The organism is uncultured Veillonella sp. (assembly GCF_963543145.1).
In the GTDB taxonomy this organism is placed as follows: Bacteria; Bacillota; Negativicutes; order Veillonellales; family Veillonellaceae; genus Veillonella.
Genome location: NZ_CAUTZP010000004.1, coordinates 116,077 through 129,734 on the forward strand (window position 1 = coordinate 116,077; position 13,658 = coordinate 129,734).

Consider the following 13,658-nt stretch of genomic DNA (forward strand, 5'->3'; position numbering starts at 1 on the left):
AAAGGAGGGATACGATGAAGGTTTCTGATGAAACTATGTTATTCCGTAAAGTAGACGATGAACCGATGACAGCTGAAGAAGTGCTTACTCGTGTTTATCAATCTATTCAAGAAAAAGGTTACAATCCAATTAATCAAATTTTAGGTTATTTAATCTCTGGTGATCCAGCGTACATTACTAGTTATAATAATGCACGTTCTGATATTCGTCGCTTGGAGCGAGATGACTTGATTGAGGAATTGTTGAAAGAATACGCAAAGGCTAAACAATTATAATGAGAATTATGTCATTAGACGTGGGCAGCCGAACTATCGGTATTGCCTGTAGCGACGCACTGCTCATGACTGCACAAGGTATTGAAACCATTCGTAGAACATCTCTTGAAAAAGACTTTAATCGCTTACAAGAACTCATTGCTGAATATGAAGTACATGAGCTTGTAGTAGGTATGCCGAAGAATATGAATGGTACAAAAGGTGAACGAGCTGAAAAGACTGAAGAATTCGTTGAAAAGATGAAGGAAGTTATCGATTTACCTGTTTCATATTGGGATGAGCGGTTATCTACGGTTATGGCTGAACGCCAACTCATCGCAGCTGACGTAAGCCGTAAAAAGCGTAAATCCGTTATTGATAAAATGGCAGCGGTTGTAATTTTGCAAGGATACTTAGATCGCTTGCAGTTCAATAAATAAATCTTTTTTTCCACAAGGAGGGTTTCCAATGGTTGACCAAAACTTTGAAGGTGAAGTGTATTATTTAGAATTCGAAGACGAAAACGGCAATAAACAATACTTCACAGAAGATGTTGTTCTAAACCATGAAGGTCATGAGTACGCAGTTCTTGTACATGTACAAGATGAAGAGGAAGACCACGAAGGTCAAGATGACACATACATGATCTTGGCTAGTATCGAAAAAAATGAAGAAGGCGTTGAAGTATACGTACCTTTAGATGAAGATGATGAAGTTTTTGAAACTTTAGTAAAAATGTATGAAGAAATGGGTGAAGATGAATAATCGTCTTTAAGATAAATCTAGCGTATTGCGTAGAGCAATGCGCTATTTTTATATATCACATAAGCAGAGGGAAACAAGGTGATTAATGCCCTTTTGTGTAGGGGAAATATAGAGTTTATGATATAATAAAGTGATATATACTGTTATGTTACAGAAAGGAACTCAACGACGTGAGAAAAGCCTTACGATATATTCTAATTCTAGCTATTGTTGGTGTATTGATTATTGGTGGTGGTCTTGGTGCATTATACCTAGTACCTAATACCTTCGTTCAAGATGATGGTACCCAAGTTTTAGTTATTGAAAAGGGTCAAACGGGAGCTGAAATTGCAGATATGCTCTATGAAAGAGGGCTCATCCGTTCTCCCCTAGGTTTTAAACTTTGGTTATACTTGAGCGGTACTAATGACAAGCTCCAAACGGGGCACTACCAAATTCCTAATAAGGTAACTGTGCGCGAACTCATTTCTTTATTACAAGAAGGTTATGTAGAATCTATTCGTGTCACGATTCCAGAAGGTTATACTGTAGGTGATATTGCTATCGTTCTTGAAAAAAACCAAATCATGAAAGCAAAGGATTTCTTAGCTGAAGCAAAGACTTTTGTACCATACCCATATATGAAAGGTACAAAACCTGCTACATATCCGGTGGAAGGGTTCTTGTTCCCAAGTACTTATGAAATCCCTGTTGGGGCTACACCTCGTGAAGTTATCCAAATGATGGCTGATGAAATGAATCGTTACCTTACACCAGCTGTAAAGAAACAAATTCAAGCACAGCACATGAGTATTCATGACTTTGTAACATTGGCATCTATTGTTGAACGTGAGTCTTTATTTGATGCGGATCGTCCTACTATTGCGGGCGTGTTTAAAAAGCGTTTGGCTCATGGTATTCCATTACAATCTGATGCGACCATTTCCTATGTACTTGGTTATGCAAAAGAAGACGTAACAATTGGTGATACTCAACTACAAAGTCCATATAATACATATGTATCTAAAGGTTTACCACCAGGACCGATTGCTAACCCTGGTAAAAAATCGTTAGATGCAGTATTATATTCTGAAAATACAGATTACTTGTATTTTGTAGCAGATAAAGAAGGTCATAATCACTTCTCTAAAACATACGAAGAGCATTTAGCAGCAGTTAATAAGATTTATGGCGCTGATACAGTAGCATCTTCCTCTGCTAGCACAGAAGTGGCTGCACAAGCAGGTCCAAACTATGACGTGGCAGTAGCAACTACAGAACCTGACTATAACTATAGTTCTGCAGAAGCGGTGGAAGCAGATTCTCAATATGTTGACGTTGAACCTACCTATAAATACACGCCAACAACTGTTCCAGCAGCTGAGGTTCCAGCTCCTGTACCTGCTCCAACACAAAATCAAACACCGGTTCAAGTTACACCAGCTACTCCATCTTATGATAATAGTAGTAATAATACGTATGTACCGACTACCAATCGTGCACCAGAAACGACTCCGTATGTAGCTCCAAGCACACAAGAGGTACCGCGTGTTGAAGTGAAACCAGCTGAATCGGTTGATCGTTCTACGCTAAACGTGCCTAGTGGTAATAGCAATAAATAATGTAGGAGATTGAATCTACTTTCATGACATTAAATGATATTTTAAATGAACAGCGTATTTATGCGATGATTAATGATGTACCGATTCTACGTGAATCCGAGGTTCATCTATTTGAAGAATTAATAGGCTTGTACCGGCCCACCTCTGTGTTAGAGGTGGGCACCGCCATTGGTTACTCCGCTTTATTGATGGCTCCGCTACTCGATAAAGAGGAGGGACACATTACATCTATTGAATTAGATGATGTGCGTCATGAAATGGCGAAATATTATATTAACCAATCCGATTATGCCGATAAAATTACATTGCTGAAAGGCGATGCGTCTCAAGTCTTAACGGAACTCACTGGTGAATATGATCTAGTATTTTTAGATGGTCCTAAGGGACAATATCTAAAGCAATTAGAGCTCATTTTGCCGCATGTGAAAGAAGGAGGCGTTATCCTAGCGGACAATGTACTCTTTAGAGGCTATGTAAGGGGCGATAAGGAGCCGCCAAAACGGTTCAAAACTATCGTAAAACGGTTAAAAGAATACTTAACATATGTTGAAAATAAAGAATTGTTTAACACCACCATTTACCCCATGGGGGATGGCATGAGTGTGAGTGTGTGGAAAGGGCACAACAAATAATGGCAGAACATTTTATGGAATTGCTTTGTCCTGCAGGGAATATGGACAAGCTTAAAATGGCGATTCGTTATGGTGCGGATGCCGTATATTGCGCAGGTAAACGTTTTGGCTTGCGCGCAGGTAACTCTAATTTCTCCGACGAGGAATTAAAGGAGGCTGTAGAATTCGTACATGCTCATGGCAAGAAAATCCATGTGACATGTAATATCATTCCTCACAATGAGGATTTCGAAGGTTTAGAGGACTATTTAAAATTCCTTGAAAGTATCGGCGTTGATGCAATCATCGTTGCCGATATGGGAATTTTTAGCCTTGCTAAACGGGTGGCTCCAGGCCTTGAACTTCACGTAAGTACACAAGCTTCCACTACAAACTGGCACACAGTTCAAATGTGGAAAGAACTTGGTGCTACACGCGTTGTAGCAGCCCGTGAAGTATCTTTAGCAGATCTTAAAGAAATGAAGGACAATGTAGATATTGAAATCGAATCCTTTGTACATGGCTCCATGTGTATTTCTTATTCTGGTCGTTGCCTTTTGTCTAACTACATGACAGGCAATCGCGATGCGAACCGCGGTCAATGCTCTCAATCTTGTCGTTGGAAATACTCCCTTGTAGAATCTAACCGACCTGGTGAATACTATCCAATTGAAGAAGATGAGCATGGTACATATATCTTTAACTCTAAAGATTTGTGCTTGATTCACCGCATTCCGGATTTATATGAAGCTGGCGTAGATAGTTTAAAAATTGAAGGCCGTATGAAATCCGTTCACTACTGCGCAACAGTAGCGAAAGTATACCGTACAGCTATCGATACATACCTTAAAGAAGGTAAAGATTGGTACGTTCGTCCAGAATGGATTGCAGAATTAGAAAAAATTTCCCACCGTCCATATACAGATGGCTTTGCAGAAGGTCGTCCTGACGAAACAGCTCAAAACTACGGCAAATCTACTAACACACAAAGCCATGATTTCATCGGCTTAGTTATGGGCTACAACGAAGAAGAAAAATACGTTGATCTTGAACAACGCAATAACTTCAAAGTAGGCGATAAAGTAGAATTCTGCCAACCTAAAGGGGATCTTGTAGAAACTGTAATTGAAAAAATGACAGATGAAGATGGTAACCCTATCGACGTGGCACCTCATGCACAAATGAAGGTTCGCATCTACATGGATACACCGCTTGAGCCGTACTCCATGATGCGCCGTGAGTGCAAAATCAAAGAAGCGTAATATGAGTAGTACACCATTAGAACCGAGTAAATCTATCGGTGCATTCCCAGATGTACCAGACTTAGCAACCTCCGGAGAGGAAGCGTATGTGTACTTTCATATAGATCCTACACATACGAATTTTATCAATCGCATCATTGAAGGCTATGAATACTTAGGTGTTATGACCTCTGTAGATACAAGTGGGCGGTGCATGTTGCGCTGTACACCATCTACAAAGCCGTTGGCTATTGAAGTATTATCTAGTTTATCCGACTATGTCACCATCGAAGATTAAGTTTATAAGAATTTGTAAATATAATCTGAATTAACTATCTTAAAAGTACTATAAAATGTATAAAAATAGTAGAGAAATGAGAGTATATCTATGAAACAATCTATTTTGAAACGTGCATTATTAACAGTTTGCCTTGGTGTATCTATTGCAGGTGTGGCTATGGCAGGCCCTGTAGGTCCTGTTATCATTCCTCAAGCAGGGGATGTAGTCATCATTAATCATGGTCCTGACATGACTTTCACAGGCAATATCAATTTTGATGTGGAAAGCCAAACTAATAATAATCTACAAATTGGTTCCACTGTGATTCCTAACGTTGTATACGGTGCAGCGTTCAATAAATTAGGTGCGCCTGACACAATTATCCCAGCCCAAACTTACGTATATGTAGGTACAAAAGATGGAGTAAATGCTTTTACAGAAGCTAGCGACGCCGATAAAAAAGGGGCTAACTGGAACGTAGAGACGTTGAAAAAAACTAAATCTGGCGATGTACAATTGGCGAGCCGTGGTGTTCCTGAAAAGCCGTTAGCAAACCAAGTAGCAACTATTAAAGATTCCATTATGCTTAGCGCTGTAGACCTCAGCACCACAGAGGTAGGCCGCAATAGCAAGGGCGTTCTGTACATGACTGTACCTAAGGAATTGAAATTGACCGCTGATACTGGTATTCCAGAAGACGTACGTGAAACAATGCCAGCTATGTTCCGTGGTAAAATGGGTGACTCCCTTATGGTAAACCTTATGCCTTTAAATGATGAGGAAAAACAGCAATTAGCGGCAAATCCACATAATGCAAATACAATCGTATTCAACCGTGGTATGAACATGGCTAAAATGATCGGCTCCTCTGCACGTACTAGCAAAGTGTACACATACATGAAGGACCATTACTTGAACCTCGTTATCGTAGCAAAAGATTACGACGATAACGGTGCTCGTGGCAGCGGTGTTATGATGGTTTCTAAACAAGATAACTCTAACGATGTGCTCTTAACACTATACAAAGGTCCAGACCTTTCTAATAGTAAGTTGGAAAAAGTAATTGGTGCCATGTTGTCTACAAACTTCAAACGCTAATTTAGTTACAAACCTCAAGCACTAATTTAGTTACAAATTTCAAAGGCTAATCTATCTATATAACGGCCCGATAAATGCGGGCCGTTTTGTTATATATAAGATTTATGAAATTTGCTATTGAACCGTATTGAAATTTTTGATTCTCTATGATACTATAATCTAGTAAAAGTGATGCAAAGGACATGATTCTCATATCCCTGTGTACCAGAGAGAGGCAGATGCTGGAAATGCCTTACACATATATTAGAGTTACCCCCTTTAAACTGATTTGTCGAACCTAAGTAGGCAAATACGGCTGCCACCGTTATCGGGCTTAATGAAGTGAATTACTATACATATATATTCGTATAGGTAGTTAACTAGGGTGGAACCGCGAATGATCTTCGTCCCTTGTTTGTAGGGATAGAAGGTCTTTTTTTATTACCAAAATCCAACTATCCTAGTGTATAAATTGGAGGAAAGAAAAATGGCAGATGTAAAAATCACTTTACCTGATGGTAGTGCAAAGGAATACGTTGCTGGCACTACTCTTGGGGAAGCAGTAAAACAACTATCTAACAGCTTGGCTAAAAAAGTACTAGCTGCAAATGTAAATGGCGAATTAACAGACCTTCGCGAAGAACTTGTTGATGGTTCTGAAGTAGCATTCTTAACATTCGAAGACGATGGTGGTAAACATACTTTACGCCATACAGCTTCTCATATCTTGGCTCAAGCAGTTAAACGCTTATGGCCTGAAGCTAAATTAGCTATCGGACCTGCTATCGATAAAGGCTTCTACTATGATATCGATATGGAACACACTTTGACTCCTGAAGATTTAGGTAAAATCGAAAAGGAAATGAGCCGCATTGTAAAAGAAAACTTACCTATCACTAAATCTGTAATGTCTCGTCAAGAAGCTATCGAGTTCTTCAAATCTAAAAATGAAGACTACAAGGTAGAATTGATTCAAGACCTTCCAAAAGATGCTATTATCTCTTGCTATGCACAAGGTGATTTCATCGATCTTTGTGCAGGTCCTCACGTGGCATCCACTGGCAAGGTGAAAGCTTTCAAATTGCAAAGCATTGCAGGTGCATACTGGCGCGGCGATGAAAAGAATAAAATGTTGCAACGTATTTACGGTACAGCATTCGAGAAAAAAGAAGAACTTGATGCATACCTTCACATGCTTGAAGAAGCGGCTAAACGGGATCACCGTAAACTTGGTAAAGAACTTGGCTTGTTCGTTATCAAAGAAGAAGGTCCTGGTTTCCCATTCTTCTTGCCAAAAGGTATGGCCCTTCGCAACGAATTAGAAAACTTCTGGCGCGAAGTACACCATGAATTTGAATACGAAGAAATTCGTACACCAATCATTTTGAACAAACAATTGTGGGAAACATCTGGTCACTGGTTCCATTACCGTGAAAATATGTACACTACAATCATTGATGATGAAGAATATGCAATTAAACCAATGAACTGCCCAGGCGGTATCTTGGTTTACCAAAATGAAATGCATTCCTACCGTGATTTCCCATTGCGTTACGCTGAACTTGGTTTAGTTCATCGTCATGAATTGTCCGGTGCATTACACGGCTTGTTCCGCGTACGTGCTTTCACTCAAGACGATGCGCACGTATTCATGTTGCCATCTCAAATGCAATCTGAATTGATGAAAGTTATCGAATTGTTCGACCGTATTTATAGTCAATTCGGTTTAAAATACCATGTGGAATTGTCTACTAAACCAGACAACGCAATGGGTGACGATGCAATTTGGGAAGCAGCTACAGAAGCATTGCGTAATGCGATTGAAGCAAAAGGTATTCCTTATGTAATCAATCCTGGCGACGGCGCTTTCTATGGTCCTAAACTCGATTACCATATTGAAGACTCCTTAGGACGTACATGGCAATGTGGTACTATCCAATTGGATATGAACTTACCTGAACGTTTCCAAATTGAATACATTGGTGAAGATGGTCAAAAACATCGTCCTATCATGATTCACCGCGCTTGCTTCGGCTCCATGGAACGTTTCATCGGCATCTTAACTGAACACTATGCAGGTGCATTCCCAACTTGGATGGCTCCTGTACAAGTTAAAATCTTGCCTATCTCTGAAAAACATGTTGAATATGCTAAAGAATTGGCAAAACAAATGCACCGCGACTATGTACGCGTAGAAGTGGATGATCGTAGTGAAAAAATTGGCTACAAAATCCGTCAAGCTCAAATGGCAAAGGTTCCATACATGCTTGTTGTAGGTGATAAAGAGGTTGAAGAAGGTACAGTTAACGTTCGTAAACACGGCGGTGATGAATTAGGTTCCGTACCATTTGAAGAATTCTTTAATGCTATCAAAATTGAAATTAAAGAACGCAACTAATAAAATAGTGTATAATTTATTTACAGACTAAAAGAGCCCCCATATACTTAAGCCTTTCATTAGACTTCAATCTATGAGCCGGCAATTAGTGTAGAGGGGCTCTTTCTTTAATTGCTACCTGTGAGTAGCGAAAGGAAAATAACTATGAAAGATGTAAATTCATACGGTTGGAAAGCTGTTATTGGCTCTTCTATTGGCTATGCCATGGATGGTTTTGATCTCTTGATTCTAGGGTTTATGCTAACCTTGATTTCAAGTGATTTAGGTTTGACTACAGGTCAAGCGGGTTCTCTTGTGACGTGGACTTTAATTGGGGCCGTAATTGGTGGTATTATTTTTGGTACCTTGTCAGATAAGTTTGGTCGCGTTCGCGTATTGACTTGGACTATCGTACTATTTGCCGTATTTACTGGACTTTGTGCCTTTGCTCAAGGATATTGGGACCTACTTATTTATCGTACAATTGCTGGTATTGGTTTAGGTGGTGAATTTGGTATCGGCATGGCTTTAGCTGCTGAAGCGTGGCCTGCGAAACACCGTGCAAAAGCGACAAGTTATGTTGCTCTTGGCTGGCAATTAGGCGTATTGGCCGCTGCACTATTAACACCGTTATTGATTCCTTACATCGGATGGCGCGGCATGTTTATGGTTGGTATTATTCCAGCCTTTGTGGCATGGTTCTTCCGTGCGAAATTACACGAACCAGAAATCTTTGTACAAAGCAAAGAGGTAAATAAACATTCCCATAAGGAATCTTTTAAATTACTTGTGAAAGACGTAGCCACTACGAAAACATCTATTGGTGTGGCTATCTTAACATCAGTTCAGAACTTTGGGTACTACGGTATTATGATCTGGTTACCTAATTTCTTGAGTAAGCAATTAGGTTTCTCCCTTACCAAATCTGGTTTATGGACTGCCGTTACAGTATGCGGTATGATGGTTGGTATTTGGCTATTTGGACGATTAGCGGATAAAATTGGTCGTAAACCTACATTTATCCTATTCCAAGTATGTGCAGTAGCTTCTATTTTGATTTATTCCCAACTATCTGATCCAACAACGATGCTATTTGCTGGTGCTATTCTAGGTGCTTCTGTAAATGGTATGATGGGTGGCTATGGTGCCTTAATAGCAGAAGCGTACCCAACAAGTGCTCGGGCAACAGCTCAAAACGTATTATTTAATATTGGTCGTGCTGTAGGTGGTTTTAGCCCAATGGTGGTGGGTATGATTATCTCTATGTACTCCTACCAAGTGGCAATAGCCTTCCTCGCGATTATCTATGTAATCGATATTTTAGCAACAGTATTCTTAATTCCTGAACTAAAAGGTAAGGAACTAGAATAGGAAAAGTAATCTAATAAAATTAGAGATTAAACTAAAAAATTCTACAATTTCCGGTAAATTAGAAATTGTAGAATTTTTTTAGTTTGTTGATATTAAGCTATTCCAATCCAGTGCCAGTATGTAAGAGCGAATACGAGCATCATGATATAGCCAATAATCGTTAATGGAATACCTGTAGTCATAAATGTTTTTACGTCAAATGTATCTGTACCATAAGCCACCATGCCTTGAGGGGAGTTTACTGGTAGTACTAGACCAAAGCAGATTGCATATTGCATGAGCATGGTTACGCCCACAGAGTTAAGACCTTCTGCAGAGTGTCCCATTACAATGGAGATGACAATAGGAATCATAGCTGAGGATAGTGCTGTGGCCGATGCAAAGCCTAGGTGAATAACAATGAGGAAGGCTGCCATTACGGCTATTAAAATGAATACGCTAGCGCTTTCAAGGGAGAAAGCGTTTACGAATACTTGAGCGAGCCAGGTAGCTGCTTTTGTCTTAAGTAATACAGAGCCAAGACCGATACCGGCACCAAACATAACGATGGAACCCCAGTCGATGTTTGGTTGTGCAAATTTCCAATCCATAATACCAATTTTAGGGAAGAAGAATAATGCAATGGCTACAATTGTTGTAGTTGTTGTGTCGATAGAATGGAGCTTGCCACCGGTAGCCCATAATGCAAGTAGACCAATAGAAATACATAACAGTTTCTTTTCATCCGTACTCATAGGACCGATTTCTTGGCGCATTTTAGCTAGCTGTACATCTCCACCTACAAGTTCGTTAAACTCCGGCTTAATTAATGCTTGTGTTAAGAAGTAGGCGATGATAACCATAATAATGGAGAATGGAGCCGCTGCTGTGAGCCAATCTATCCAACTGATAGAAGTATTCATCTGAGTTTGAATAAAGCCTACAGCCACGAGGTTTTGTGCTGCCGCTGTTTGAATCATAATATTCCAGAATGTATCGGCCTGTACAGCACCTACCATGAGGAGAGCTGCTACGCGGCTTTTACGTTCAATACCTAAGTTTTCAACAATACCAATGATGATTGGTGCCAAGCAGGCAATACGAGCCGTTGCACTTGGTACGAAGAAGGCGAGAATGAGGCCTGTAATAATGACACCTAAATAAATGCGGCTCACCTTAGTACCAACACTAGATAAGACGAGCATAGCAATACGCCGATCAAGACCAGTTTTACGCATAGCGACAGAGATAAACATAGCTGCGCCTACGAGAATCATCGCAGGTGAAGAATAACCAGAAATGATAAGCTTTAAGGCGTTAGCCGTACCCATAGCTTTTGCTGGCGCTTCAGGATTTGGAGCGAAGCCTAGTAGTAAAGCCGTGAGGGCTGTAATCATAGTGGCACTTACTGGATAGGAAACAGCTGATGTCATCCATAAAATAATGGCAAAGGCAAGAACACCGATCATGCGATGACCACCTGTAGATAATGTTTCCGGTGTAGGCAGTAATAAAATAATACCTAGAACAATGAAAGATAAAATAAGACCAATATTTTGAGCAGTTGTACGTACCTTTTGCGGAGGGGAACTATTTGTTGCACTCATAATAAAACTCCTTTCAATATGATTGACACTTATTAATATATAATACCCTATGATGGTAGAATATTTATGTATATTATTGTACAGCATTTTTCTATAGAATTTATTGGTAATAGAAAAGAATATTGTATACATAAACAAGTATAGATAGGGTGAAAGTCTTTGTTAGTTTTATAGGCATAATATGAAATCTGTGATATACTTAAGAGGTTCTAATAATAAATTGATTGAGAAAGGCTCAAGATTGTTGTTGACTTTCATCAGTCGATTTGTTATTATAATTAAGTAATTTATGAAGCAGAGGCCATCCGCCACTCACCTAATACCATGAAGTATGAGGTTAATATAGAGAATTCTATTCGGATGGTGTTTGCCGTCCGTTTTTTTTATTCTCTTGGAGGTGAACGCTATTAGCAAGGATACACCACGCATTAATGAAGAGATTCGTGCTCGTGAACTTCGTGTCGTAGGTCCTGAAAACGAACAAATCGGCATTATGTCTGGCCGTGAGGCGTTGGCATTGGCTGAAGAAAAGCATCTTGATCTTGTGGAAATTGCACCTAACGCTAAACCACCGGTAGCTCGTATTATGAACTACGGTAAATATCGTTATGAACAACAAAAACGCGAGAAGGAAGCGAAAAAGAAACAAAAAATCGTAACTTTAAAAGAAGTTAAGTTACGTCCACATATTGAAGACCATGACTTTTACGTAAAAATGAAAAACGCATCCAAATTCTTGGGTGAAGGTAACAAAGTAAAAGTAACTATCATGTTCCGCGGTCGTGAACTTTCACATCCAGAACTAGGTATGGCAGTGTTGACACGTTTCGCTGAAGAACTCAAAGAAACAGCGTCTATTGAAAAAGCAGCTAAATTAGAAGGTCGTAACATGACCATGATTTTAGTAAGTAAATAATGTTTTGGGAGGATTATAATTATGCCAAAAATTAAAACTCGTCGCGCAGCGGCTAAACGTTTCGCAGTAACTGGTACTGGTGAATTCAAGCGTGCAAAAGCTTTCAAAAGCCACATTCTTGAGAAAAAATCTCCAGCTCGTAAACGTAATTTGCGTAAAGCTACATTGGTTGCAAAAGCTGACCACAAACGCGTAGCTAAATGCTTACCATACGCTTAATCGTTAACTATTAGATCGATATATCGTAATTTAGGAGGAATATACAATGGCAAGAGTGAAAAAAGGCGTTACAGCTCATGCACGTCATAAAAAGATTTTAAAATTAGCTAAAGGTTACCGCGGTACACGTTCCCGTTTGTTCAAAAAAGCTAACGAAACAGTAATGAAAGCGTTGTACTACGCTCGTCGTGACCGTCGTGCGAAAAAACGCGAATTCCGTCAATTGTGGATCGCTCGTATCAACGCAGCGGCTCGCATCAATGGCACAACTTACAGCCGTTTCATCGCTGGTTTGACTAAAGCAGGCGTTGAAGTTAACCGTAAAATGTTGGCTGACTTGGCAGTTAACGATGCAGCAGCATTCGCTAAACTTGTTGAAGTAGCTAAAAACGCTTAATAGCATAACAATACAGATTAAGGACTCTCTGATGAGGGTCCTTTTTTGTCCTATAACCCTTGTATTTTTGCTATATAACGTAAAGTATGTTATATTATAGATATAAAGAGAGCCATCAACGTGTAGCTAGCGTTAGGCCCATCTACAAAATTGCAAATTTAGAATGCGCCTAACGTGTAAGCACTGCGAATGCTTTTATACGTTAGGCGTTTTTCTTACTCTATTTTAAAATAAATGTAAGAATGGATACTGCTAGAGACAATATAGCAATGATAAGCATTACTTTTTCATAATTGTTCATAGCATCACCACCTTTCGGTGATGAGCCTAACTCACGTTGATGACTCTAGGTTCAGTATAATAAGTGTCGACAATTTGTCGACACTTATCTAACCTTGTTTATGTTAATGTGCTATGGAGTTATGAATACTTATAGATGATAAAAGCCTATAGCACGAAAATCGTACTATAGGCTTCTGTCATGTCTACTATATTATCTTCTATATCCGCCGCACCCTCTAGTATTTGAGTTTGGACCGCAATAGTTTTGGTTGTTATTGTTACATGGTGAATAGTTAGCAGCGTTATTGCAGTTGTATTGTGTGTTAGTATTGCAATTGTACTGAGAATCATTGCATACATAATCGTAAGCAAATCCTGTAGATACAGCAGCAGTCACGGCTAAAACAGTCATGATGAGTATACGTTTTGTAAATTTCATAGTAATCATCTCCTTGTTTCTATATTTATATTATACTACTATAAGTCAAAGAAAATATGATCATGTAAGGGAAGTTAAAAATATCCTTTGAAGTAACTTGCACCATAGGTTAGCTTTTCATGTAATTATAGACTCTCTATTGTGAGGTATATACCTTGTAATAGAGAGCTTTTTTGTGTGGTGAAAGTAGGCTTATAGGACAAAAAGTGTGTGTAAAAACCCTTATAACACTAGATATTTAC

Annotated in this window: 14 protein-coding genes and 1 other annotated feature; of the genes, 13 read left to right on the forward strand and 1 reads right to left on the reverse strand. The window is 39.3% G+C overall.

The genetic code is table 11. The features are described from left to right. Window positions 1–14 precede the first annotated feature (14 nt). The 10 genes from RWZ05_RS03385 to RWZ05_RS03430 all read left to right on the forward strand — a co-directional run bounded on the left by RWZ05_RS03385 (window position 15) and on the right by RWZ05_RS03430 (window position 9,577). Complete coding sequence (locus RWZ05_RS03385) at window positions 15–275, forward strand: IreB family regulatory phosphoprotein (protein WP_009351224.1); 261 nt, start codon at window positions 15–17, stop codon at window positions 273–275. Further along, a complete protein-coding gene (gene ruvX / locus RWZ05_RS03390; protein WP_005386119.1) occupies window positions 275–694 on the forward strand; it encodes a Holliday junction resolvase RuvX in 420 nt (139 codons plus the stop codon). Before RWZ05_RS03385 ends, ruvX begins: the two co-directional genes overlap by 1 nt. 28 nt (window positions 695–722) lie before the next feature. Further along, the gene (locus tag RWZ05_RS03395) at window positions 723–1,019 is read left to right on the forward strand and encodes a DUF1292 domain-containing protein (RefSeq protein WP_314642117.1); all 297 of its coding nucleotides are present in this window, start codon (window positions 723–725) and stop codon (window positions 1,017–1,019) included. A gap of 170 nt (window positions 1,020–1,189) precedes the next feature. Next, entirely contained in the window at window positions 1,190–2,620 is a 1,431-nt protein-coding gene (gene mltG, locus RWZ05_RS03400) for an endolytic transglycosylase MltG (RefSeq protein ID WP_314642119.1), read from the forward strand. Window positions 2,621–2,643: 23 nt separating this feature from the next. Further along, a complete protein-coding gene (locus RWZ05_RS03405) occupies window positions 2,644–3,252 on the forward strand; it encodes an O-methyltransferase (protein ID WP_024066665.1) in 609 nt (202 codons plus the stop codon). Next, window positions 3,252–4,493: a U32 family peptidase gene (locus tag RWZ05_RS03410; protein ID WP_314642121.1), complete on the forward strand. Its 1,242-nt coding sequence runs from the start codon at window positions 3,252–3,254 to the stop codon at window positions 4,491–4,493. The genes RWZ05_RS03405 and RWZ05_RS03410 overlap by 1 nt, the downstream gene beginning before the upstream one ends. 1 nt (window position 4,494) lies before the next feature. Further along, the gene (locus RWZ05_RS03415) at window positions 4,495–4,770 is read left to right on the forward strand and encodes a DUF4911 domain-containing protein (protein WP_314642123.1); all 276 of its coding nucleotides are present in this window, start codon (window positions 4,495–4,497) and stop codon (window positions 4,768–4,770) included. Window positions 4,771–4,860: 90 nt separating this feature from the next. After that, window positions 4,861–5,850, forward strand: a complete 990-nt coding sequence (locus RWZ05_RS03420) for a hypothetical protein (RefSeq protein ID WP_314642125.1) — start codon at window positions 4,861–4,863, stop codon at window positions 5,848–5,850. A 162-nt stretch (window positions 5,851–6,012) separates the two neighbouring features. After that, window positions 6,013–6,244 (forward strand) — a binding site (T-box leader). Between the two features lie 72 nt (window positions 6,245–6,316). Further along, entirely contained in the window at window positions 6,317–8,227 is a 1,911-nt protein-coding gene (thrS, locus tag RWZ05_RS03425) for a threonine--tRNA ligase (RefSeq protein WP_314642126.1), read from the forward strand. A gap of 144 nt (window positions 8,228–8,371) precedes the next feature. After that, window positions 8,372–9,577 carry an MFS transporter gene (locus RWZ05_RS03430; RefSeq protein ID WP_314642129.1) on the forward strand — a complete coding sequence of 402 codons (1,206 nt, stop codon included), beginning with the start codon at window positions 8,372–8,374 and terminating at the stop codon, window positions 9,575–9,577. A 92-nt stretch (window positions 9,578–9,669) separates the two neighbouring features. Here RWZ05_RS03430 and RWZ05_RS03435 read toward each other — a convergent pair whose 3' ends face one another. Then, entirely contained in the window at window positions 9,670–11,163 is a 1,494-nt protein-coding gene (locus tag RWZ05_RS03435) for a DASS family sodium-coupled anion symporter (protein ID WP_314642132.1), read from the reverse strand. Window positions 11,164–11,560: 397 nt separating this feature from the next. Between RWZ05_RS03435 and infC the strand changes: the two genes are divergently transcribed. The 3 genes from infC to rplT are packed head-to-tail and all read left to right on the forward strand — an operon-like array spanning window position 11,561 to window position 12,695. Then, window positions 11,561–12,079, forward strand: a complete 519-nt coding sequence (gene infC / locus RWZ05_RS03440; RefSeq protein WP_005386139.1) for a translation initiation factor IF-3 — start codon at window positions 11,561–11,563, stop codon at window positions 12,077–12,079. 21 nt (window positions 12,080–12,100) lie between these two features. After that, complete coding sequence (gene rpmI, locus RWZ05_RS03445; protein ID WP_004696338.1) at window positions 12,101–12,298, forward strand: 50S ribosomal protein L35; 198 nt, start codon at window positions 12,101–12,103, stop codon at window positions 12,296–12,298. A 46-nt stretch (window positions 12,299–12,344) separates the two neighbouring features. Beyond that, window positions 12,345–12,695, forward strand: a complete 351-nt coding sequence (gene rplT / locus RWZ05_RS03450) for a 50S ribosomal protein L20 (protein WP_005376311.1) — start codon at window positions 12,345–12,347, stop codon at window positions 12,693–12,695. Window positions 12,696–13,658 lie beyond the last annotated feature (963 nt).

What these genes read in the sequence shown, in the direction of transcription:
- thrS (WP_314642126.1), top strand. Translation starts at nt 6,317, where the DNA reads ATGGCAGATGTAAAAATCACTTTACCTGATGGTAGTGCAAAGGAATAC.
- RWZ05_RS03435 (WP_314642132.1), bottom strand. Translation starts at nt 11,163, where the DNA reads ATGAGTGCAACAAATAGTTCCCCTCCGCAAAAGGTACGTACAACTGCT.
- rpmI (WP_004696338.1), top strand. Translation starts at nt 12,101, where the DNA reads ATGCCAAAAATTAAAACTCGTCGCGCAGCGGCTAAACGTTTCGCAGTA.
- RWZ05_RS03410 (WP_314642121.1), top strand. Translation starts at nt 3,252, where the DNA reads ATGGCAGAACATTTTATGGAATTGCTTTGTCCTGCAGGGAATATGGAC.
- RWZ05_RS03395 (WP_314642117.1), top strand. Translation starts at nt 723, where the DNA reads ATGGTTGACCAAAACTTTGAAGGTGAAGTGTATTATTTAGAATTCGAA.
- RWZ05_RS03420 (WP_314642125.1), top strand. Translation starts at nt 4,861, where the DNA reads ATGAAACAATCTATTTTGAAACGTGCATTATTAACAGTTTGCCTTGGT.
- RWZ05_RS03385 (WP_009351224.1), top strand. Translation starts at nt 15, where the DNA reads ATGAAGGTTTCTGATGAAACTATGTTATTCCGTAAAGTAGACGATGAA.
- rplT (WP_005376311.1), top strand. Translation starts at nt 12,345, where the DNA reads ATGGCAAGAGTGAAAAAAGGCGTTACAGCTCATGCACGTCATAAAAAG.
- RWZ05_RS03415 (WP_314642123.1), top strand. Translation starts at nt 4,495, where the DNA reads ATGAGTAGTACACCATTAGAACCGAGTAAATCTATCGGTGCATTCCCA.
- RWZ05_RS03405 (WP_024066665.1), top strand. Translation starts at nt 2,644, where the DNA reads ATGACATTAAATGATATTTTAAATGAACAGCGTATTTATGCGATGATT.
- RWZ05_RS03430 (WP_314642129.1), top strand. Translation starts at nt 8,372, where the DNA reads ATGAAAGATGTAAATTCATACGGTTGGAAAGCTGTTATTGGCTCTTCT.
- ruvX (WP_005386119.1), top strand. Translation starts at nt 275, where the DNA reads ATGAGAATTATGTCATTAGACGTGGGCAGCCGAACTATCGGTATTGCC.